Below are 21,706 nucleotides of genomic sequence, written 5' to 3'. Positions count from 1 at the left end.
CTATAGCGCGAAGCATTGGTCGCTGGCCTAATACAAGTCTGTCTATACTTGATTTGAAAAGCGCTGTTTTATGGGGTTAATTCAACTGGCAGGCCGGCCGGCTTACTTTTGGGGCTGCCATGAACGACCCGGAAATTCGCGCTCTGCTCTATCCGCTGCTCACGGGCGGCGTGTATGTCGACGAGCTGCCCACACGCCCGGCATCCAGCGCGGGCTGGACCGCAGCAGCACTGCCGCCGGCAGCCCCGGAAATGGGCGCAACGGTGGCCTTGGCACAGAAGCGGCTACAGCGGGCGATGCGCAGCTGCAAACCCAACGGGAGCGGCTTAACGCCATGAACCTGAGCCCGGCCCAGGCCCGGCAACTGCTCGAAACGCTCCGGGCTCAGGAGCAGCAATACCTGCAGCAGCTAACCCGGCCCGCCACGCAAAAGGCCGACCCCAACAAGCCGTCTTGGTGATAGTTGAGGCGGGGGCATAGCGGCCGCTACCTGGTCCCGCTGAATGGCTGCCAGACAAGGGGCGGCTTGGGGGCGGTTAAATCCGTACTTTTGCGGCCTGATTTCACCTCCCACTCAACACTCTTATCGTAGCTCTTATGCAAATCAAGGAAGTTGTCATTATATCTGCCGTTCGCACGCCGATTGGCTCATTTGGCGGTGCACTCGCGTCGCTGTCGGCCACTGAGCTGGGCGCCATTGCCCTGAAAGGTGCTCTGGAGAAAGCCGGCGTAGCCGCCTCGGAAGTGGAGCAGGTGATTATGGGCAACGTGATTTCGGCCAACCTGGGCCAGGCCCCGGCCCGGCAGGCAGCCAAAAAAGCGGGCCTCCCCGACACCGTGGAATGCACCACCGTGAACAAAGTGTGTGCCTCCGGCACGAAGGCCATCATGTATGCCTCCCAGGCCATTATGCTGGGGCAGGCCGACGTGGTATTGGCCGGCGGCATGGAGAGCATGAGCAACGTGCCCTATTACCTCGACAAAGCCCGTTTCGGGGCTAAATACGGCCACGGCCAGATGATAGACGGCCTGGTGCGCGACGGCCTCTGGGACCCCTACAACGACTACGCCATGGGCAACGCGGCCGAAAACACGGCCAAGGAAATGGGCTTTACCCGCGAGCAGCAGGATGCTTTCGCCGTGGAGAGCTACACCCGCAGCGCGGCCGCAGCCAAAGCTGGCAAGAAGAAAGACGAAATCATTCCCGTGACCATCGAGAGCCGCGGCAAAACCACGGTAATTTCCGACGACGAGGAGTACCTGAAAGTGGATTTCGCCAAGGTTCCCGGCTTGAAGCCCGCCTTTATCAAGGAAAATGGCACCGTGACTGCGGCCAACGCTTCCACGCTGAACGACGGCGCCGCCGCCGTGCTGCTGATGAGCCGCGAGAAGGCCGACGCCCTGGGCCTCACGCCCATCGGACGCATTTTGGGCTTCGCCGATGCCGAGCAGGCCCCGGAGTGGTTCACTACGTCGCCCGCGCTGGCCATTCCCAAGGCGTTGAAGAACGCTGGTAAAACTGCTGCCGATGTGGATTTCTACGAAATCAACGAGGCATTCTCGGTAGTAAGCTTGGCTAACAACAAGCTGCTGAACCTGGAAGGCACCAAGGTAAACGTGTACGGCGGTGCCGTGAGCCTGGGCCACCCGCTGGGCGCTTCGGGTGCGCGCATCGTGACCACGCTGATGAACGTGCTGAAAAACGAGGGCGGCAAAATTGGCGTGACCGGCATTTGCAACGGTGGCGGTGGCGCTAGTGCTATTGTGGTGGAAGCTTTCTAAATCGCTGATTGCCGTTGATTAACTGTGATTTCACTGCTTAATTGCCGGATTGATTTGATAGCTTGAAAAAACTATTTGTGAAAAGGCCACGCTGGGTACAGCGTGGCCTTTTCTTTGCGTAGAGCGGACGCCAAGTAAACGAAAAGCAAGGTAAAAACAGTTTACGTACTGTGGTTAATCAGTGAAATCACGGTTAATCAACGATAATCAGCGATTTATGAAATACCTAGTGCCTTTTTTTCTGTTGTTGCTGGCCCTGCCTTCGTATGGCCAAAAAGTGCGTCGATTCACGACGTTTTACGACTCTACCAAAGTAAACAAGCGGGAAGTGTACACCGCGCTGGTGGCCGGCGATACCGTGCCCCAGGGCACCTACAAGCGTTTTTACCGCAACGGCAAGCTGGAGCAGCAAACCAGTTTCCGGCAGGGCAAGCGCGACTCGGCCTACGTGGAGTTTCACCCCACCGGCAACCGGCGGCTGGAAACTACTTACCGCGACGGCATTCGCCAGGGGCCCTTCAAAACGTATTACGACAACGGCAAGGTGGCTCAGGAAGGGATGTTTGAAGATGACGAGCCCAACGGCGAGCTCACCTTTTACCACCCCAGCGGGGAAGTGAAGCTGCGCACCACGCTCGCCAAGGGCCAGCCCAACGGCCCCCTGAAAGCGCTGTACCCCGATGGCAAGACCCAGGCCGAAATCAGCTACGTGGACGGGCAGCCCAACGGGGCAGTAAAGTTCTACTACCCCAACGGCGCGGTGCAGAGCGAGGGCGTGTTCACGCGCGGGCTGCTGTCGGGGCCCTACAAAACGTACTATCCCAACGGCCAGATTGAAAACGAAGTGCTGGCCGACAAAAATGGCCGCGGCCGCTACCGTAGCTACTACCAAAGCGGCAAGCTTCAGACCGAGAGTACCTACGCCCCCGCCCCGTTGGTGCAGCGGCCCGTGAAAAACCCCCTCGGCGACGACCTGACCAAGCGCGTGGCCCCGCCCACCGGCACCAACAACCTCGACGGCGCTTCGACGAGCTACTACGAGAGCGGGCAGGTGAAAACCAAGATGACGTACCGCAGCGGGGTGCCCACCGGCAATGCCCTGGAATACTTCGAAAATGGCAATTTGCGCGAGGAAATTGATTACAGCAACAGCGGACGCGACCGCAAAACCACCCGGTACCACGACGCGGCGGGCAAGCTGGCCCAGGCCGAGCTGCAGTACAAAAACAACAAGCCCGCCGGTACCTGGAAAGAGTTTTACCCCGACGGCAAGACCCCGCGTAAAACCGAAATCTACGGCCCAATCGGCCGCTTGCTGGGCGACAAAATCACTTACTACGAAAACGGCGAAATACAGAGCCGCCAACCGTTTCTCAATGGGTTTATGGCCGGCGTTGCGCAGGAATTCTACCCTTCGGGCAAGCTGCACAAGGAGACTACCTACGTGCGCAGCGTGCTGCTGGGCCCCTTCCGTGAGTTGCGGGAAGATGGCACCCTGGCCGTGAGCGGACAGTACCGCAACAGCAAACAGAGCGGCGTGTGGACCTATTTTAAGGAGGATGGCAAAACCGAGGCGCGCTCCGTGACCTACCGCAACGGCGAACTGGTGGACCCGGTGAAAAAAGCGGCCGCTAAACCCAAGCCCGCGCCCAAGCGCAAGTAGCAGGCGCTACCCTCTGTCATGCTGAGCCCGCGAAGCATCTAATCGCCTCTGAACGACTGTCTCCACCCTGATAGGATGCTTTGCGGGCTCAGCATGATAGGCCTGGACTAGATAGGCATCTAGTAATTCATTCTTTAGATCTCGGATTCAACGACTCAGGCCCTGGCTATTTGCCAGGGCCTTTTTTGTTTTAACCACAAACAAGCGCCCGCAGGCAACCCCAAAACCAGGCTTTGCATCTGAATGATTGAGTGCGCAAACCCTCATGGCTTTGTCCCAGCGAAGGTTGAATATATTTTTCAACTCGCTACCAACTGACTATCAGAACCTAATAACAAACAAAGCATGGCTTAATGAAAATATATTGCAACAGTACCTTGCTTTACAAAGTACCTGTTTTACTTTTGTTCTGTTCAAAGCCTAGTAGCTGTGCTTAACGTGTACCAAAGATGGCCCGCTACCCACCTGCCTCAATCTCACTCACCGGAGGTGGCGCCGATGAGCAATTCATCTACCCAGCGGAGCCGCGGCCGCTGGAAGACTGGAGTTGCTCTCCTGCCCGCCTCCACTCTCACCTCTGCACCATGAAAAGTTTCGTCACACTTCTCTCTTTTCCTCCGCTTCACCACTTGGGTAGTGCCCTGCGCGTGGGGGCTTTTGCTTCGTTGTTGCTGCCGTTGGGCGCCATGGCCCAAGCCGCCGGGCCGGGCCGCGTGAGCGGTAGCCTGGTGGAGGCCAGCAATGGCAAAGCCGTTCCATTTTCCGATGTTCTCTTTCTGCGCGCCGCCGACTCCACCTTTGTGGCCGTGGCCCAAACCACGGAGCAGGGCACGTTCCAGACCGCCGCACTGCCGCTGGGCACCTACCTGATGCGGGTGCAGGACCTGAACTACAAGGCCCTGCGCCGCCGCTTTACCCTCACGGAGGCCGCACCTACCATCAGTTTTATGGGCCTGCGAATGACCGCTGCCTCAGCCACTAAGCTGGGCGAAGTGGTGGTGACGGGCCAGAAAGCCACCGTGGTGGAAGAGCTGGGCAAGCGCGTGATAAACGTGGAAAAAGACTTGGGCAGCGTGGGCGGCACGGCGGCCAACGTGCTGCAAAACGTGCCCTCGGTGAACGTGGACGTGAACGGCACGGTGACCATGCGCGGCTCGTCCAACCTCACCATTCTTATTGACGGCAAGCCCGCCGGCACCGGCAACGGCGGCGGCGCGGGCGGCCCGCGCCTCGACCAGATTCCGGCCTCGCGCATTGCGCAGGTCGAAGTCATCACCAACCCCTCGGCAAAATATGACGCCTCGGGTGGTGGCGGGGTCATCAATCTCATTACCAAGAAAGAAACCCGGAACGGGACCAACGGCACCGCCGCCCTCAACCTGGGCACAAAGGACAAATACAGCGGCAACCTGAACCTGACCCGCAAGGTGGGCAAGGCAACCTGGTCGGCGGGCTACAACGGCCGCGACGTGACCTTCGGCAGCCGCGGACGCTCGCAGCAAACCGCCCTGCTTGGCACTGCCGACAACCCCCAAACGGTGCGCACCACCCAAGTGGGCGTGGGCCGCGAGATTCACCGCAACCAAGTGGTGGAAGTAGGTATGCAGCTGGAATTGCCCAAAAACCAGAACCTGAGTTTCAACGCGTCGGCGGGCACGGAGCGGCACCTGGAAGGCGAAAGCCAGGACCTAACCCAGCAAACCGACAACGGCGCCGTGCAGCGCGCCCGCGGCCGGCAGGACCTCGACGTGGGTGTGAACGTGATGCAATACGGCGGCGACTACCGCCGCACCTGGGCCGCGCACAAGGGCCGCGAACTCTCGGCCAACCTCGGCGGTGTGCGCATTGATGCCACCGTGCCGGTGGTGCAGCGCCAGTTTGCGGAGGCCGGCTCGGGGCAGGTAGCGCAGCCGGGCACGCGCCAGGAGCTCAACGTGTTGGGCAACATCCAGTTCGGCAAGATTGACTACACGCACCCCTTCGCTGAAGGCAAAGGCCGCCTGGAAATGGGGGCAAAGCTTGAACGCCAGTCCAATGCCGGCTCTAATAAGTTCGGCTACGCCAATAGCGAAACTGCCCCCAATAGCTTTCAGGACGACCCCGCCCGCTCGCTCACCTACACCTTTACCCAGTTGGTGCCCGCCGGCTACGTGACCGTGCAGCGGCCTCTGGGCCCCAAGTGGAACGCCCAGGTGGGCCTGCGCTCTGAGTACACCCGCATCAGCGGCAGCGTGGAAGGCGGCGCGGGCATCGCTCAGCGCGGCAGCCTCGACCAGGACTACCTCAACCTCTTCCCTTCGGCCAACATCAGCCGGGAGTTTGGCAAGGAGCCCGGCCAGAACCGCCTGCAGCTGAGCTACGCCCGCCGCCTGAACCGTCCTAACTTCATGCAGCAGATGCCGCTAGCCATTTACCAGGACCCGCGCAGCTACCGCCTCGGCAACCCGCGTCTGCAGGCCGAATTCAGCCACAATATGGAGCTGGGCCACCAGCTGAGCCTGGGCGCGGCCACGCTCACCAGCACGGCCTTTGCCCGCATCACCACCAATTCCATTCAACGCCTGCGCTTTATCGACACCACGGCCACCCGCCTGGCGGGCCCCGGTGCCGGCCTGGTTACGGCCGAAACGTTCGACAACGTGGGCACCACCACCAACATTGGCGCCGAATTCAGCCTCAACCAGCCCCTGGCCAAGTGGTGGCGCCTGAATGCCAGCACCAGTCTCTACCGCGCCCAGATTGCAGCTAATGCCTTTGGCAACAACCGCCAGGCCCTGGTGGGCTCCGTGCGCCTGAACAACAACTTCACCATCCGCCCCACCCTGGAAATGCAGCTGAGCGGCAATCTGCGCTCGGCTTCGCTCACGGCCCAGGGCCGGCAGCTGGCCCAGGGGCAGGTAGACGTGGCCCTGCGCCAGCGCTTGTTCTCGGACCGCGCCGCCCTTACGCTCCGCGTTTCGGATGTGTTCAACACGCTCAAGTACCGCAGCGAAATTGAAACCGATGCCCTGCGCAGCTACCGCTCCAGCAAAGACGAGACCCGCGTGGGCTGGCTGGGCTTCACCTGGTACATCGGCGCCAGCAAGGCCAAGCCGGGCCGCATTGAGGCAGCGCCCCAGGGCGGCGGCGGTTTCGGCGGCTGAGTCTAATTTTTTGTTTGCCACCCCGCTTTTCTCACCCTCCTTTCTGCAAACAGCCCCGTCGCCGGTTCGTCCGGCGGCGGGGTGTTGCGGTTTTGAAAGGGTAAGGGTAAATGAAAAGTGCTGTTAGCTTTTCATCTGGGTGACTATACGATGCCGCTGGTATGGCAAGTATGTAACTCACCGCCTGTGTTGCGTTAGGCAGTTTGGGGAGTTTGGGATAAATACGATGCGCTTTGTTCGGGTGTCGTGCAACGACTCTACCACCCCCGTTTTCGCTGCGCGAAAACTCCCCTCCTTAAAAAAGGAGGGGAGTTTGTCGTTCTGGGTTGCCCTACCTTTGTCGGATTATGCAGAAACCGAGTATTCCCAAGGGCACCCGCGATTTTGGTCCCGCGCAGGTGGCACGCCGCCAGCACATTTTCAACATAATTCGCCGCACGTTTGAGTCATTCGGCTTTGCGCCGCTTGAGACGCCTACGCTCGAAAACCTCTCCGTGCTTACGGGGAAGTATGGCGACGAAGGCGACCAGCTGCTGTTTAAAGTACTGAACTCCGGCGACTTCGCCAAGGACGTAACTGGCGCCGATTTGGAAATCGGGAGCAAAGCCCTGCTGCCCAAAGTGGCCGAAAAGGGCTTGCGCTACGACCTTACCGTGCCCTTCGCCCGCTACGTGGCCATGAACCGGGGCACGCTCACATTTCCCTTCAAGCGCTACCAGATGCAGCCCGTGTGGCGCGCCGACCGCCCCCAGCGCGGCCGCTACCGCGAGTTTTACCAGTGCGACGCCGACGTGGTGGGCACCGATTCGCTGCTCTGCGAGGCCGAAATCGTGCTGATGATGGCCCAGGTGCTAAACGGCCTGGGGCTGGACGACTTCACCATCAAAATAAACCACCGCGGCGTGCTGCGCAACATTTACCAGGCGCTGGGCGGCGAAGGCCGGGAGTCGGATTTGTTTGTGGCCATTGACAAGCTGGACAAGATTGGGCGCGATGGCGTGACCAAAGAGCTGCTGGAGCGCGGCTTCACGGAGGCTACCGTCGAAACGCTGTTTGAGCTGTTGAGTGTGGCGGGCAACTACGAAGAGAAGCTGGAGCGCCTGATGGCCGGCTTCGTAACGGCCGGCGTGGAGCCCGACGGCCCCCGCCCCACGGCCGAAGAACCCACCGAGGTCCCGGTAGCCTACCGCGGCCTGACCGAACTGGCCACGGTGCGCGACTTACTCGCAGCCTCCGGCTTCAAGCAGTTCGACCGGCTGGAGTTTGACCCCACCCTGGCGCGGGGCCTCTCCTACTACACGGGCTGCATTTTTGAAGTCAAAATCAACAACGTGCTGATGGGCAGCGTGAGCGGCGGCGGGCGCTACGACAACCTCACGGGCAGTTTCGGGCTGCCGGGCGTGTCGGGTGTGGGCTTCTCTTTTGGCGTTGACCGCCTCTACGACTGCCTGGAAGCGCTGGACCTGTTCACGGCCACGGCCGAAACGCCCACCCGTTGCCTCATTACGCACTTCGACGCGGCCAGCGGCCGGGCGGCGCTGCCGCTGCTGGCGCAGCTGCGCGCCGCTGGCATCCCCAGCGAGCTGTACCCGGACGTGAGCAAGCTGCAAAAGCAGTTCAAATACGCCGATGCCAAGGGCATTCCGCTGGTCATTGTGCTGGGACCGGAAGAACTGGCCGCCGGCTTGGCCAAAATTAAAATTATGGCCTCGGGCGTAGAACGCGTGCTGCCGCTGGCCGAAGTAGTGACTGCCCTGACTGCAGAGTAACCCGAACGACAAACTCCCCTCCTTTTTTAAGGAGGGGACATTTCAGCAACGCTGAAATTGGGGTGGTAAAGTCGTTGCACGATGGGCGAACGACCTAGCCGGAATTTGTTCGGGTGTCGTGCCACGACTCTACCACCCCCGTTTTCGCTGCGCGAAAACTCCCCTCCTTAAAAAAGGAGGGGAGTTTTTTCGTTCTTTGCCCACCCGCTTCAACCCCACCCCCCGAATGCCCACCCATATTATTTCGCCCACCCAGCCCCTCACCCTGGCTGAGTTGGCCGCCCTGCTGGCCGATGGCCGGCCCGTGGCGCTCGGCGACGATGCCAAAGCGCGCATTGCGGCCTGCCACCACTACCTGCATCAACGCCTCGCTGAAGATAACGGGCCGATTTACGGCATCAACACCGGGTTTGGCTCGCTTTGCAATGTGAGCATACCCCTGGAGGCCCGCGCTCAACTGCAAATCAACCTGATGATGTCGCACGCCTGCGGTACCGGAGCAGAAGTGCCCGGCAACCTCGTGCGCCTCATGCTTTTCCTCAAAGCCCAGAGCCTGAGCTACGGCCACAGCGGCGTGCAAACCGCTACCGCCGAGCGGCTGGTGGCCATGTACAACCGCGAAATGCTGCCCGTAGTATACGAGCAGGGCTCTTTGGGCGCCAGCGGCGACCTGGCCCCGCTTGCGCACCTGTGCCTGCCGCTGCTGGGCCTGGGCGAAGTCAACTACATGGGCTACCGATTGAGTGCGGCCGACGCCATGAGCCTTTTTAGCTGGGAACCGCTGGCGCTGCAAGCCAAGGAAGGCCTGGCCTTATTGAATGGCACGCAGTTTATGCTGGCCTACGCGGTAGACGGCGTACTCCGCGCCCAGCGCCTGGCCAATGCCGCCGATGTAATTGGCGCGCTCTCAACGGAAGCTTTTGGGGGCTGTGCCGACCCGTTTACTGAAAATCTGCACCGCATTCGGCCCCACGCCGGGCAGGTGCTGGTGGCCCGGCGCCTGCGCGAGCTACTGGCCGGCTCCGAGCTGCAGACCCAGCCCCGCATGGCCGTGCAGGACCCCTACTCGTTCCGCTGCCAGCCCCAGGTGCACGGCGCCTCGCGCGATGCCCTGGCCTACGTGGCCCAAGTAGTGGAAACCGAGTGCAACTCCGTGACCGACAACCCCAACATCTTCCCCGACGACGACCAGATACTGAGCGGCGGCAACTTCCACGGCCAGCCCCTGGCCCTGGCTCTCGACCACCTGGCCGTGGCCGTGGCCGAGTTAGGCAGCATTTCGGAGCGACGGACCTACCAGCTGATTTCCGGCCAGCGGGGCCTCCCCCAGTACCTGGTGGCCGAGCCCGGCCTGAACTCCGGCCTCATGATTCCGCAGTACACCGCCGCCGGCATCGTGAGCCAGAACAAGCAGCTGTGCACCCCCACTTCGGTAGACAGCATTGTGAGCAGCAACGGCCAGGAGGACCACGTGAGCATGGGTGCCAACGCCGCCACCAAATCCCGCCGCGTAGTCGAAAACGTGGAGCAGGTACTGGCCATTGAGCTGCTGACGGCTGTGCAGGCGCTGGCCTTTCGGCGGCCAGGGCGCACCTCAGCCGCGCTGGAAAAGGTTGTAGAAGCCTTTGGCCAGGAAGTAAAATTTGTGGCCCAGGACCGGGTACTGTACCCGGATTTACACAAAGCCGCGGCCTTCGTCCGTAAGTTTGATTGGCAATAAAGGTTTGAGGTAAGCGTAGAAGCAGCCGGGACGGTGGTTGTTCGCCAGCCATTGTCCTGGCTCTATTACCTGGTCAGAGAACAGAAGGGCTTTAGCCGTGTTTGAACTGGTGTTTATGAAGGTAATGAACCGTTGTCTGTTGCTTTTCTGCCTGTGGCTGGGGGCCGGCGTGGCCGGAGCGCGGGCCCAAACCACCTGCGCGTCGCCCAATCAACCAGCGTGCACCTTCACAGCCATCGATGTAGCCACCAATCAGCCGGTTGATGCCTTTTGCGTAGGGCGGCCGGTGCGGTTTGTGCAATGCGCGGGGCGCAGCACCCCCTCTTCTCTGCTTTTCTATGGCGTGCTGCCGGGTACGGGCAATACGTTTTTTCCTTCCTGCATTCCACCAAATAGGTTTGATTACCAATACACGCCCACTCGGGCCGAGGTGGGCTCGGTAACGGTTTCGGAGCTGGCCAATGCCGTAGCGGGGGGCTCAGCGCCTTCCACGTACTACGTGCGCACGTTCCGGGTTTACGATAATGCCCCGCCCGCCTTCACAGTGGCGCCCTGTCCCAGCAATTCGGCTCTGGTTACCGTCACCGATGCGGTGTACGATAGCTACACGGTGCGGGTGGGCGCAGGGCCGGCCCAACCCATTGCCCGCAACCGGCCCACGGTGGTGAGCGTGCCCGCGGGCGCCACGGCCGTTACGGTGACGGGGCTGTACCTGGGCACGGACATCTGTACGGGCGAGGCTACTCAGACCATTGCCCCGCTCCTGCCGCCTCAGGTTCCGGTGTTGTCGCGGCTGAGCCTGCAGGGCCCGCTGCCCGGCGGCGCGGCCACCCTCACCCTAGGCCAGTTGCCAGCGGGCTACACCTACACCTTGCAGCGGGCCGATGGCAGCGCAGCAGGCGGCTTCCGCGATGTGGCATCGGTGCCGGCCAATAGCAGCAGCTTCACCCTGGCCAATGCCGGGGCAGGCTGCTACCGCCTGCGCCGCGCCGACCCGTGCGAGTTGGCGGTAGCGTTTTCGCCACTCGTTTGCACCGTGGGCCTCACGGGCAGTTCTACCCAAAACCGCAACCAATTGCTTCTCAGCGATGCCGGCACTGCCAGCACGTACAGTGTTACCCGGAACAACATCCCACTGGGGGCTTTTAATGTGATAGCGGGGGGCCTGGAAGACCCGAATGTGGAGTGCGGCACCACCTACACCTACCGCGTAACGGCCACGCAGCCGGGCGGCGGCACTTCGGTTTCCAACGAAGTGTCCATCACCACCCAATCGACCCTGCCGCCCGCTCAGCCCCGGCTGCTGGCCAGCTTCAACCTGCGCAATGTGGTGGAGCTGACCCCGCTTTTGGCCAATGGCTTGGTGCTCGCGCCCGGCAGCAGCCTGCGCTACCGCCGCACGGCGGCCGGGCAGATGCCCGCTGATTTTCGTACCGCCAGCAGCAGCGGGGTGCAGCGCGACTCCACGGCCATTGCGGAGCTGCTTGCCCAAACCCCGTGCTACTCGGTGCGCCTGCTGGACGTGTGCGGCAATGCCTCGCCCGAGAGCCTGGCGGCATGCCCGTCTCTTCTCACCGCTACGACCGCCGACCCCACCGGCACCACTGCCACTCTGGCCTGGACGGCCTTCAGAGGGCCCTCGGCTACGGCGCCCGCAGTTTATACCATTCAGCGCATTCGCCCCGATGGCACCGTGCTGAGCAGCATTGCTGTGGCTGACAGCAGCTTCACCGACCTCACGCCGCCTACCGACCGGCAGGTGCTGCGCTACCGCCTGCAAATTGGCGGGGCCGGGCTGCCGCCGGGTACGTTTAGCTATTCTAATGTGGCCACCGTGGTGCGGCAGCCGGCCGTGACCCTGCCCACAGCTTTCACACCCAACGGCGACGGACTCAACGACGTGCTGGAAGTGAAGGGCCGGTACCTGCAGAATTACACCTTTCTGGTGGTGGACCGCAACGGGCAGGTAGTATTCCGCAGCACCCAACGCACCGAGACCTGGGACGGTACCATTAATGGACGCGCGCCGGTACCGGGCACCTACGCCTGGCGTTTTCAGCAACAAAACGAAGACGGTAAGCCTTTTACAGCTACTGGCTCGGTCTCAATACTCAAATAATTCGGTGAAGGGTACAACCCGGGGGCTCCGCAGCCGGTAAGCCAACTTCGGTGGGTGGGCAACGTGGAAAGCTATTTTAAGCACTTTCCCTCCCTTCCCGTGTTATACCCCTACCGATTCTCACCACCTGACATTCGACCTTAATTATTATGGCATTCGACATCACCGGCATGATGGGCAAAGTGAAAGAGCTGCAGGATAAAATGCAGCAGGCCCAACAGGAAATTCAACACATTACCGCCACCGGCGAAGCGGGCGGCGGCCTGGTGCGCGCCACGGCCAGCGGCCACCGCAAGCTTATCAAGCTTGAAATTGACGAATCGCTGCTCACGCCGCAGGACCGCGAAATGCTGGCCGACCTGGTGGTAGCCGCCGCCAACAAGGCCCTGGACGAAGCCGCCGAGCTGGCCCGCCAGGAACTCCAGCGCAAAACCAGTGGCCTGATGCCCAATGTGCCGGGCCTCGACCTCAGCGGCTTTGGAGTCTAGCGTGGTGCGAGCCGGCGCCTGCGCCGATGTTGCCATTGTAATTCTGAACTGGAACGGGGCGCATTTTCTGCGCCGCTTTCTGCCTGGCGTGCTCACCCATGCCGATGGCGCCCGCGTAATAGTGGCCGATAACGGCTCCACCGACGATTCGGCGGAGTTGCTGGTGCGGGATTTTCCCTTGGTTGAGCTATTGTTACTCGAACGGAACTTTGGTTTTTGCGAAGGCTACAACCAAGCGCTGGCCCAGATTGACAGCGCGTTTTACGTCCTGCTCAATTCCGATGTGGAAGTGACCTTGGGCTGGCTGCGCCCATTGAGAGGCTTGCTGGAGGCCAGCCCGCGCATTGCAGCGGTGCAGCCCAAAATCCTGGCCCACGCCGACCCCACGTTCTTTGAGTATGCCGGTGCCGGTGGCGGCTACCTCGACCGCCTTGCTTATCCCTTTTGCCGGGGCCGCCTTTTCGATACCCTGGAGAAAGACCAGGGCCAGTACGACGACTCCCGGCCCGTGGCGTGGGCCAGCGGCGCGTGCTTCATGGTGCGTAAGTCAGCGTGGCAAGCCCTGGGCGGGCTGGAACCCGCCTTTTTTGCCCACATGGAGGAAATTGACTTTTGCTGGCGCCTGTGGAATGCCGGCCACGAAGTGTGGTACCACGGCGGCAGCGCGGTGCACCACGTAGGCGGCGGCACTCTCCCCAAAACCAACCCCCGCAAAACCTACCTTAATTTCCGCAACGGCCTGGCTATGCTGTATAAAAATGCGGCCCCAGGCGAGTTGTTGTCCAGCATGTTGCAGCGGCTGGTGCTGGACGGCGTGGCCGGAATTCGCTTTCTGCTCAGCGGGCAATTTGCCGATTTCAGGGCCGTACTGCGGGCGCATTTTAGCTTTTACGGCAATTTTGGCTATTGGCAGCGGCAGCGCCGCGCTACCCGCCCACGGCTAACAGTGGCAGCGCGGCCCGGAGTTTACAACGGCAGTTTGGTCTGGGCCTATTTTGCGAAAGGCAAGCGGAGATTCAGCGAGTTAGGGCTCAAATAAAACCGTTGGCTTTCTGATGCCAGATAAAATGCTGTCATGTTGAGCCTGCAAAACATCCTCTGACCGCAGAACATATCGTTTCCCGGTGAGAGGAAGCTTCGCAGGCGCAGCATGGCGGGTTTTAGGCAATCTACAAGTCCCACACCGTGCTGCGCTGCTGGCGCATGGCGTGGCGCACGTTCATCCAAAACGCTCCTGCGAAATAGAGCACAATGGGGGAGCCAAACGTGAAAAAGGAGGCGTATACAAAGGAGAGCCTCACGCTCCGCGTGCTAAACCCCCACTTTTGAGCGAGGGTGGAGCACAAACCAAAAGACTGCGTTTCGAGGTAGTCGGTGAAGCGTTTCATGGGCGGTAGCGGCTAGCGGAAAGCAGATAGTCTATGCTAATATAAGGCCTTCCCCAGGGCAAGGCAAATGTCCTAACGTAATTTCGCCGGCCGGGGTCCGACTATTTTGGGGGCTTTTACGTTGGTAGTGGTGGTTTTCGTTTTTTTGAGTTGTGCTTTTTAATGATAAATTTTTCGCGGCCCTTCGCCCATAGCCTCTTATTTACCACCCTGTTGCTTTCGGCGTGTGCCCTGCCGCGGGTGCTGAAGCAGGCCGAAACCGGCCGCACGGTAACGGCCCGCCCCACGCCGCTCATGGCCTCGGGCGAATCGGTGCCGTTTGAGGTGATAGCGAAGGTACCGGCCCAGCACCTGCACAAGGGCATAGCGTATGAGTTGCTGCTGCGCTACCGCTATGAACACGGCCTGCGCGAAGACACACTGGGCCGCATCACGTTCATCTCGGGCAACTATGTATACGACGAAGAGAAGAAAGGCCAGCTCGTGGCCACCCAGAAATTCATTATCCCCAACACACCCGGCCGCAACCCCGGCGAGCTGCTGGCCCACGCCCAGGTACGGGAATTAAAGAAGAACGGCCGCGTGCTGCGGGCCACCGACGATGTGCGCGTAGCCCGCGGCATTGCCGACCCCGCCCGCCTCGTGACCCGCGAAGACACCGTGCTCACCTTCCTGCCCGAGCGGGCGAATAACACCATGAGCGGCACCCGCGTGCTGCCCTTCTTTTTCGATGAAAACCAGTGGTTTATCCGCGGCTACCTGGGCACCAACGTGCAGGCCCTGGAAGACCTCATTGACGCCAACCAGGAAACCAAGCAGGTTCTCATCGTTGCCGGCCATTCGCCCGATTCCCTGGACGCGCACAACCGCCTGCTGGCCAGCAAGCGCGTGCGCATGCTGCTGTATTACTACAAGCAGCGCGTGAAGAATTTCTCTTATCTCAATCGGGTTGAGGAGATTAAGTTCGACACACTGGCTCATACGCGCAAATGGGACACGTTCCTGGGCAAGGTGATGACCTCGGCGCTTAAACCCGAGCAGATGGACTCCGTGGTCACCATCATCAACGACACCAAGGGCACGTTTGAGCAGAAAGAAAAGGCCCTGCACCGCCTCACCTTTTTCGACTATCTGGAGCAGTACATCTACCCGGTACTGCGTTTTGGCACCGTGGCCGTCGCGTATTCCGCGCCCAAGCGCTTCGATTCGGAAGTGTACCTGCTGTCGAAAAAGATTATGGACAAGCAGGTGGAGGCCGATGCCCTCACGCCGGAGGAGCTGCGCTATTCCGCCACGCTCACGCCGCTGCTGGCCGAAAAGCAGCGCATCTACGAAACGGCGGCGGCCAACACCAACAGCTGGGAAGCCTTCCACAACCTGGGCGTGGTGCTGCTGCAGCGCGCCGAAAAAGAGCCAACTGATAAGATTCGCAAGGCTTATTACCGCCGCGCCGGCGTCAATTTCACCTTGGCGGCCCACCGCAACCCCACGGCGGAATTCTTCTACCACGCCGCCACGGCCTACCACCGGGCCGGCGACCGCCTCGAAGCCCTGCAGAACTACGACTATGCCATCAAGCTCGGCGGCGAGCGCCCCTTGCTGCGCAAGATTTTCTCGGACCGCGCGGCACTGGAAATCGAAGTCGGACAACCCGACGAGGCCCTGCGCAGCCTGGAATACGCCGGCCCCTCCTACCAGAATGCCCTCAACCGCGGGCTGATTTTGGTGGGCCGGGAGGGCTACGAATCGGCCCTGGAGCAATACCGCTACGCCCAAAAGCTACGCCCCACCGCCGCCGCACCCGTCTACGGCATGGCCGTGGTAGCGGCCCGCCAAAAAGACGAGGCCGCCCTGGGCCAGCTCCTGAAACAGGCCGTGGCGCTGGACCGCACCTACGCCCAGCGCGCCGTGGAGGACCTGGAGTTCCAGGATTACGCGCAGGGCAAGGTATTTCGGGAGGCGCTGCGGTAAGGGGAATTGGAGGCCGTAGGGAATGGTGTGTGTAGGGAAGACAGAGGTAAGAAATACTCCATTTTCTCGTTCCCTCTTACGTTCCAAACCTGGACTTGCCCAACGCCCGCGCTTGTCGTAACTTTGCCCAACGGCTCAAAACCGCTGTTTACCTAAAGAATATCATGCGTCAAATTCAATTTCGTGAGGCCTTGCGCGAGGCCCTGTCCGAGGAAATGCGTCGCGACCCGCGCGTGTTCCTCATGGGCGAAGAGGTGGCCGAGTACAACGGCGCCTACAAAGTGAGCCAAGGCATGCTCGACGAGTTCGGTCCGGAGCGCGTGATTGACACGCCGATTGCTGAGCTGGGTTTTGCGGGCATCGGTGTGGGTGCTGCGGCCAATGGCCTGATTCCGGTTATCGAATTCATGACCTTCAACTTCTCGTTGGTTGCCATTGACCAGGTTATCAACTCGGCGGCCAAGATATATTCGATGTCTGGCGGCCAGTACTCCTGCCCCATCGTATTCCGCGGCCCCACCGGCAACGCCGGCATGCTCAGCAGCCAGCACTCGCAGAACTTTGAAAACTGGTACGCCAACACGCCCGGTCTGAAAGTAGTGGTGCCCAGCAACCCTTACGACGCCAAGGGCTTGCTCAAAGCCGCCATCCGCGACCCCGACCCGGTAATTTTCATGGAGTCGGAGTTGATGTACGGCGACAAGGGCGAAGTGCCCGAAGAAGAATACATCCTCGAAATTGGCAAGGCCAACGTGGTGCGCCAGGGCAAGCACGTGACCCTGGTGAGCTTCGGCAAGATGATGAAAATAGCCTACGCCGCCGCCGACGAGCTGGCCAAGGAAGGCATCGAAGCCGAGGTAATCGACCTGCGCTCGGTGCGGCCGATTGACTACGACACGATGATTGCCTCCGTGAAGAAAACCAACCGCATGGTGGTTATCGAGGAAGCTTGGCCCCTGGCCAGCATCTCCGGCGAACTGGCCTACATCGTGCAGCGCCGCGCCTTTGATTTCCTTGATGCGCCCGTTATCCGCATCAACTGCGCCGACGTGCCCCTGCCCTACGCGCCCACCCTCATCGAAGCCTCCTTGCCCAACGTGGAACGCGTGGTGAAAGCGGTGAAGGAAGTGACCTACGCCAAGAAGTAAGTCCGTCATTATTTACAGAAAAGCCCTACTGGTTTGCATCAGTAGGGCTTTTCTATGTATTGCCGGTTGCGGCGCTACTCCTGCGGCGCTTCGCTGGGCGGGCGCAGGTGCCGGGCGGTGTCTTCGGAGAGCTGCCAACAACCCCACAGCCAGCCCGTGGCCAGCACAAGTAGCGCCACGCGCCGGGCCGGGCCACCCAGCTCGTGCCACCACGTCCGCGGCTGCCAGCAGGTCGCAATGGCGGCTAGCAGGAGCATGTGCAGCGGCAGCAAAAAACGGCATTCGATGAGGGTGGGCAGCACTAGCAGGCACGGCAGCAGCACGGCCAGCAGCACCGGCGCTACCGGCGCGCGCCATAATTCCCGAGTGGGTCGCGACTGCCTGCCGCGCCACCAGACAGCCAGCGCCAACCAGGTTCCCAGTCCCAATAAGGCATAATTTAACAGCCGCAACGCCTGCTGGCCGGCGGGATGCAGGTGTCGGGGGTAAGGGGTTGGAAAGCGGATATCCAAACCATTAAACAAGTGCCGAAGGTAGCGCAGGCCGGTAGCCACGGGGTGCCGGGCTACAAACTGCAGGTAGGCCCCGTAGCTGGGAAAGCGGCCCGCTGGCTGCCGGGCCAGCAACCGCTGGCCGGCAGGGTCGGCGTACACCAGCGACTGGGGAATTTCGGGAATAAGGCTGGTCTCGTAGCGCTGAAACGCGGTGCCCCAAGTGAGCTGCTTGAGGTACAGCGGCCGCGCCTGGGGTGCCCCGGCCATCACGAGCGGCGTATTGCGCTGGAAATGGTGCCAGTTGATGCTCCACTGCGGCAGGAGCACCAAGGCGCGCCCGCCACCAGCAAACCGGCCCGCGCAACACCTTTCCGCCCGGGCGGCGCAAAACGATAAAAAAACCACAAACATCCCGGCAGGCTGGCAATGTAGATGGGCCGGATGTTGATGGCCGCCGCCAAAAACAACCCCGCCGCTACGGCCCAAACCCAATGGGAGTGCCGCAACGCCACCAGTGCCAAAACCAGCAGCGTAAGGGCCGGCATGTCGCTGAGTGTAAAGTTGAAGTAGTCGCGCCAGAAAACAAACGTCAGGGCCAGTAGCACTAGCCAGCGGCCTGCTGCCAATGCCCGGCCCGTGACCTGCGCCACCAGCGCCGGAACAGCAATACCCACGAGCAGCGCGGCCCACGCAGCCCCCAGCACCTGCGCCCCCGCCAGCATAGACCACCCGGTGAAGTGGCACAGCACCCGGGCCGGCAGAATGAGCATCGGCCCCAAATAGCCACGCACTGGGTCATTATACCCCAACAGCGAAAACCCGCCCTGCCGGGTGAATTTGAGCGAAAGCTCCCAGTACTCGGCCGCATCGAAACCAAAATCTCCTACTGCGTAGCCGCTCAAAGGCAGGTACAGCGCATACAAGGCCAAAACGGCCACTACTCGCCAGACTGCAGACCAAGGCGCACGTAATGCGGTAGATAATCGGGACATTTCAGGCAAAACTAGATGCGCCCGCCAACACTTGGTTCTTTTGCCGCTAATTAAGGCGTGGCACCGAAGTTGCAGCGGCGCGCAGCCGGGCGTTTCATTTGCTGCTTGTACCTTTCGCCCGTAGCTCACTGCAGGCCTTTACTTCACCGCTTCCACTCCCATGAATCATCGCCTACATCTCAAATTTGAACAACTGGAACGCGCCACGGAGCGGCTCCTGACCTCGGCGGAAGCCCTGGGGGCCGACAAGGCCAAGGCGCCGGCTCCGGGGCACTGGTCGGCTACGCAGGTGGTGCACCACTTGCTGTTCATTGAGGGCAACATCATTCAGTATGTAGAGAAAAAGCTGCGCGCCAACGACGCCCTGCCCAAAGTAGACCTCTTTACGCGGCTGCGGGCCCGGTTTGTGCGCCTGCTGCTCCGGCTGCCAGGCATGAAGTTTAAAGCGCCGCGCGGGGTGGCTACCCTCACCGATACCGGCGAGGTGCCCACCCTGCCCGAACTGCGGCAAACCTGGGAGGCCTCACGCCGCCAGCTGGAGCGCCTGCTCAACGAGTACCCGGGCCGGCTGATGAACCGGGCCATTTTCCCGCACCCCCGCTCGGGCCGGATTACCATTGGGCAGGTAATGGACTTCCTGCTTGACCACCTGCTGCACCACCAGCAGCAGATGGGCCGCATCACCAAGGCGCTGCGCCCCAACGCCCAGCCGGTGCTGAAAAGCTAGCTTACTGGCTTTTGCCCTCAAAGGCTGGCATGGTGCTAAACGCAGCGGCCAGCTCGGGGGGCGGCAGGGTGAGCTTGCGGCGGTCCAGGTCCAGCCAGGCACCGTCTACGGTTACGGTAGCGGCCACGCGGCCATCGGCCTTGTAAATGGTGTGCACAATGGTCCAGCGGGAGCCGTCGGCAGCGGCGGAGGCCAGCCGGCCGTCCACCTGTATTTCTTCGCCGATGCTGATTTCTTTAAGGTACTTGGTTTCTTCCCGAAACAGAATCGGGCCCAGGCGCAGCTCGGCGAAGCGGGCTACCCCGTAGCCCCATTTGGCCAGCAGCACCACGCGCTGGTCGGCGGCGTAGTCGGCGTAGGCAGAGTGGCGCATGTGGCCGTTGGGGTCCATGTCGGCCCAGCGGGTGCGGTATGTGACGGTATCAGTCATTGCAAAAAAAAGGGTTTGATTTAAAGCGGACCAACGGGTCACGTAGTAGGGTGCTCTTGTGGCCGGCTTGGTTAGCCCACCAGCGTCAGGCGTACCAAATATTGCTCGTCGTCGTCCTCGCCCAGGAATTCGGCTGAGTAGCCGGCGGTTTCGGCCGCGTCGTTGAGCAGCGCGGCATCCACGAATAGCCAGGGGAAAGTGGTGCCGGTTTGGCCGTTGAAGCTCATGGAGTACCGGACTTCGCCGTAGTACGGGCCGTTCAGGTTGATGCGCAGGGCACCTTCTTCGTCCTCGTAGAGGTAGCGAACATCGGAGGACGTCGCCAGAATTTGGCCGCCGGGCGCGAGCAGGGTGCGGGCGTGGGCCAGGAATTTATCCAGTCCGTCCAGGGTGCCGGCCAGGCCGATGCCGTTCATTAGCAGCAGAATGGTATCGTATGGCAACTCGTTGGTGGGCAGTGGGTCGAACAGGTCGTGGCGGGCCACGGTGCGCACGCCGCGCTCGGTCATCACCTGGGCGGCGCCGCCCGATACGTCCACGGCTTTCACCTCAAAGCCGCGGCTTTGCAGCTCCAGGGAGTGGCAGCCGGCCCCGGCCCCAAGGTCGAGCACCCGGCCGCGGGTTTCGTCGAGGGCCAGCCGCTCCAACTCGGGCATTTGCAGCAGGGTGCGGAAGAAATAAGCGGCCGGCAGGGTCTCGTCGAGCAGCGACTCGCCGTCGGCTACATCGCAGTGCACGGTGAGCTGGGCATCGGAGTCGCCGCGGTGGTAGGCCAGCAGGGCTTGGCCCAGCACGTCGGGAGCGGTGGTTGTGGTCATGCAAAAAAGCAAGGCGCTTGGCCAGTCTGAAGTAACTGTGCCATGGCCCCGGAAGTAAAGTGAGGTATTGAGACCCGAAAAGTACCCAAAACTTCGTGGTGGGCGCGTGCGTTTGCACCGAATCCCCCGTCTACATTCGCTACATGCTCCCCAACAAGCTTCGTAAAGGCCAGCTGCCCACCAAAATCTGCGCCACGTGCGGCCGCCCCTTCGAGTACCGCAAAAAGTGGCGCGCCAACTGGGAGGAGGTGAAATACTGCGGCGAAAAATGCCAACGCAACCGCAGTGCCACCGACTTGGCTCCGGGAGGTCCCGCATCCGGGCAACCTTTGTAGCCTGTTGGCCCGTTTCACGGTACTTTAGCCCGACTTGCGGCACATCTGCCCCACTTTTTTCACTGCATTCACTCCTCCATGGCCTCCAATCTCGATTACCTCAACCCTGCCTATCTGCCTCTAGAGGACAAAGTAAATGACTTCCTAGAAACCCAGAAGGCGCTGAGCCGCGCCCAGGTAGCGCTCAAAACTGCGCAGCTCCCGCGCCAGCCACAAGCTCCGGCCGCCAGCAGCTACACCCGGGAATCCAACCAATTGCAGCAGGAAGCAGCAGGCCTGCAGCACAAGCTAGACCAGCTGGAACGCGAAATTATCGGCATGCTGCCCACGCGCAACGAGTGGCTAAAAGTGAACCTAGGCTACGGCCCAAGCCGCGTAGGTGCCTGGCACATCCCGGCGCAGGATGGCGCAGCAGAGCGGGTTGAGCTGCGCGTGGTGCACTAAGGCCTTTGGTCCTGCTGAGCATCGCGAAGCATCCTCTCACCGCTGCACAACTTGGCCAACCCTGATAGGATGGTTTGCTGCGCTCAGCACAACAGCAGAGGCCATTATGGTTTGTTGAGATGACTTGATTACAACGAGAGCCATTTCACTCCACACCCTCTTGCAGATTCGCCCAAAACCGGTCCGAGCATGAAAAACGCGTGGTACAGCTTGGCCAAACCCGATGTGACTGTAAAGCGCAGCCCAGCTGTAGCCAACGCGCACTACTCAATCCT

Annotated in this window: 20 protein-coding genes; 15 read left to right on the top strand and 5 right to left on the bottom strand. The window is 61.2% G+C overall.

The features are described 5' to 3' along the window. Window positions 1-119: 119 nt before the first annotated feature. From BEN48_RS17160 to BEN48_RS17120, 10 genes are all read left to right on the top strand, one after another. The gene (locus BEN48_RS17160; RefSeq protein WP_070736397.1) at window positions 120-338 is read left to right on the top strand and encodes a hypothetical protein; all 219 of its coding nucleotides are present in this window, start codon (window positions 120-122) and stop codon (window positions 336-338) included. Beyond that, window positions 335-460: a hypothetical protein gene (locus tag BEN48_RS19975; protein WP_262490094.1), complete on the top strand. Its 126-nt coding sequence runs from the start codon at window positions 335-337 to the stop codon at window positions 458-460. The genes BEN48_RS17160 and BEN48_RS19975 overlap by 4 nt, the downstream gene beginning before the upstream one ends. 137 nt (window positions 461-597) lie before the next feature. Beyond that, window positions 598-1,782, top strand: coding sequence for an acetyl-CoA C-acyltransferase (locus tag BEN48_RS17155; RefSeq protein ID WP_083321174.1), 1,185 nt, complete (start codon window positions 598-600; stop codon window positions 1,780-1,782). A 217-nt stretch (window positions 1,783-1,999) separates the two neighbouring features. Then, a complete protein-coding gene (locus BEN48_RS17150; RefSeq protein ID WP_070736396.1) occupies window positions 2,000-3,445 on the top strand; it encodes a toxin-antitoxin system YwqK family antitoxin in 1,446 nt (481 codons plus the stop codon). Window positions 3,446-4,029: 584 nt separating this feature from the next. Further along, entirely contained in the window at window positions 4,030-6,588 is a 2,559-nt protein-coding gene (locus BEN48_RS17145; protein ID WP_158010235.1) for a TonB-dependent receptor domain-containing protein, read from the top strand. Between the two features lie 347 nt (window positions 6,589-6,935). Then, window positions 6,936-8,357 (top strand): histidine--tRNA ligase, encoded by a 1,422-nt coding sequence (gene hisS / locus BEN48_RS17140; RefSeq protein ID WP_070736393.1) that lies wholly within the window; start codon window positions 6,936-6,938, stop codon window positions 8,355-8,357. A 226-nt stretch (window positions 8,358-8,583) separates the two neighbouring features. Further along, a complete protein-coding gene (gene hutH, locus BEN48_RS17135) occupies window positions 8,584-10,077 on the top strand; it encodes a histidine ammonia-lyase (protein WP_070736390.1) in 1,494 nt (497 codons plus the stop codon). Between the two features lie 124 nt (window positions 10,078-10,201). Beyond that, a complete protein-coding gene (locus BEN48_RS17130; protein ID WP_158010234.1) occupies window positions 10,202-12,196 on the top strand; it encodes a T9SS type B sorting domain-containing protein in 1,995 nt (664 codons plus the stop codon). A 149-nt stretch (window positions 12,197-12,345) separates the two neighbouring features. Then, window positions 12,346-12,684: a YbaB/EbfC family nucleoid-associated protein gene (locus tag BEN48_RS17125; RefSeq protein ID WP_070736387.1), complete on the top strand. Its 339-nt coding sequence runs from the start codon at window positions 12,346-12,348 to the stop codon at window positions 12,682-12,684. Beyond that, the gene (locus BEN48_RS17120; protein WP_241502312.1) at window positions 12,674-13,723 is read left to right on the top strand and encodes a glycosyltransferase family 2 protein; all 1,050 of its coding nucleotides are present in this window, start codon (window positions 12,674-12,676) and stop codon (window positions 13,721-13,723) included. The genes BEN48_RS17125 and BEN48_RS17120 overlap by 11 nt, the downstream gene beginning before the upstream one ends. A 130-nt stretch (window positions 13,724-13,853) precedes the next feature. On the opposite strand, the gene BEN48_RS17115 is transcribed toward BEN48_RS17120, so the two are convergent. Further along, window positions 13,854-14,072 carry a PspC domain-containing protein gene (locus BEN48_RS17115; protein WP_070736385.1) on the bottom strand — a complete coding sequence of 73 codons (219 nt, stop codon included), beginning with the start codon at window positions 14,070-14,072 and terminating at the stop codon, window positions 13,854-13,856. Between the two features lie 162 nt (window positions 14,073-14,234). Between BEN48_RS17115 and BEN48_RS17110 the strand changes: the two genes are divergently transcribed. Then, entirely contained in the window at window positions 14,235-16,043 is a 1,809-nt protein-coding gene (locus tag BEN48_RS17110; RefSeq protein ID WP_070736383.1) for a tetratricopeptide repeat protein, read from the top strand. 164 nt (window positions 16,044-16,207) lie between these two features. Beyond that, the gene (locus tag BEN48_RS17105; RefSeq protein ID WP_070736381.1) at window positions 16,208-17,191 is read left to right on the top strand and encodes a pyruvate dehydrogenase complex E1 component subunit beta; all 984 of its coding nucleotides are present in this window, start codon (window positions 16,208-16,210) and stop codon (window positions 17,189-17,191) included. Between the two features lie 74 nt (window positions 17,192-17,265). Here the strand turns inward: BEN48_RS17105 and BEN48_RS17100 are convergent, their stop codons facing one another. Together BEN48_RS17100 and BEN48_RS17095 are read right to left on the bottom strand one after the other, a co-directional pair. After that, on the bottom strand, window positions 17,266-18,015 hold the full coding sequence (locus BEN48_RS17100) for a hypothetical protein (RefSeq protein ID WP_125932709.1): 750 nt from the start codon (window positions 18,013-18,015) through the stop codon (window positions 17,266-17,268). After that, window positions 17,952-18,623, bottom strand: coding sequence for a hypothetical protein (locus BEN48_RS17095; RefSeq protein ID WP_125932708.1), 672 nt, complete (start codon window positions 18,621-18,623; stop codon window positions 17,952-17,954). Before BEN48_RS17095 ends, BEN48_RS17100 begins: the two co-directional genes overlap by 64 nt. Window positions 18,624-18,837: 214 nt before the next feature. Between BEN48_RS17095 and BEN48_RS17090 the strand changes: the two genes are divergently transcribed. Further along, on the top strand, window positions 18,838-19,404 hold the full coding sequence (locus BEN48_RS17090; protein WP_070736369.1) for a DinB family protein: 567 nt from the start codon (window positions 18,838-18,840) through the stop codon (window positions 19,402-19,404). A 1-nt stretch (window position 19,405) separates the two neighbouring features. Here the strand turns inward: BEN48_RS17090 and BEN48_RS17085 are convergent, their stop codons facing one another. Both BEN48_RS17085 and BEN48_RS17080 read right to left on the bottom strand, forming a co-directional pair. Further along, complete coding sequence (locus tag BEN48_RS17085) at window positions 19,406-19,834, bottom strand: thioesterase family protein (protein ID WP_070736368.1); 429 nt, start codon at window positions 19,832-19,834, stop codon at window positions 19,406-19,408. 71 nt (window positions 19,835-19,905) lie between these two features. Beyond that, entirely contained in the window at window positions 19,906-20,652 is a 747-nt protein-coding gene (locus tag BEN48_RS17080) for a class I SAM-dependent methyltransferase (RefSeq protein ID WP_070736362.1), read from the bottom strand. A gap of 143 nt (window positions 20,653-20,795) precedes the next feature. Between BEN48_RS17080 and BEN48_RS17075 the strand changes: the two genes are divergently transcribed. After that, window positions 20,796-20,987: a DUF2256 domain-containing protein gene (locus tag BEN48_RS17075; RefSeq protein WP_070736358.1), complete on the top strand. Its 192-nt coding sequence runs from the start codon at window positions 20,796-20,798 to the stop codon at window positions 20,985-20,987. Between the two features lie 78 nt (window positions 20,988-21,065). Then, window positions 21,066-21,431 (top strand): hypothetical protein, encoded by a 366-nt coding sequence (locus BEN48_RS17070; protein WP_070736355.1) that lies wholly within the window; start codon window positions 21,066-21,068, stop codon window positions 21,429-21,431. Window positions 21,432-21,706 lie beyond the last annotated feature (275 nt).

The organism is Hymenobacter glacialis, from assembly GCF_001816165.1.
In the GTDB taxonomy this organism is placed as follows: Bacteria; Bacteroidota; Bacteroidia; order Cytophagales; family Hymenobacteraceae; genus Hymenobacter; species Hymenobacter glacialis.
The sequence above is the reverse complement of the archived record's forward strand: the minus strand, read 5'-3'. Positions and strand labels throughout refer to the sequence as shown.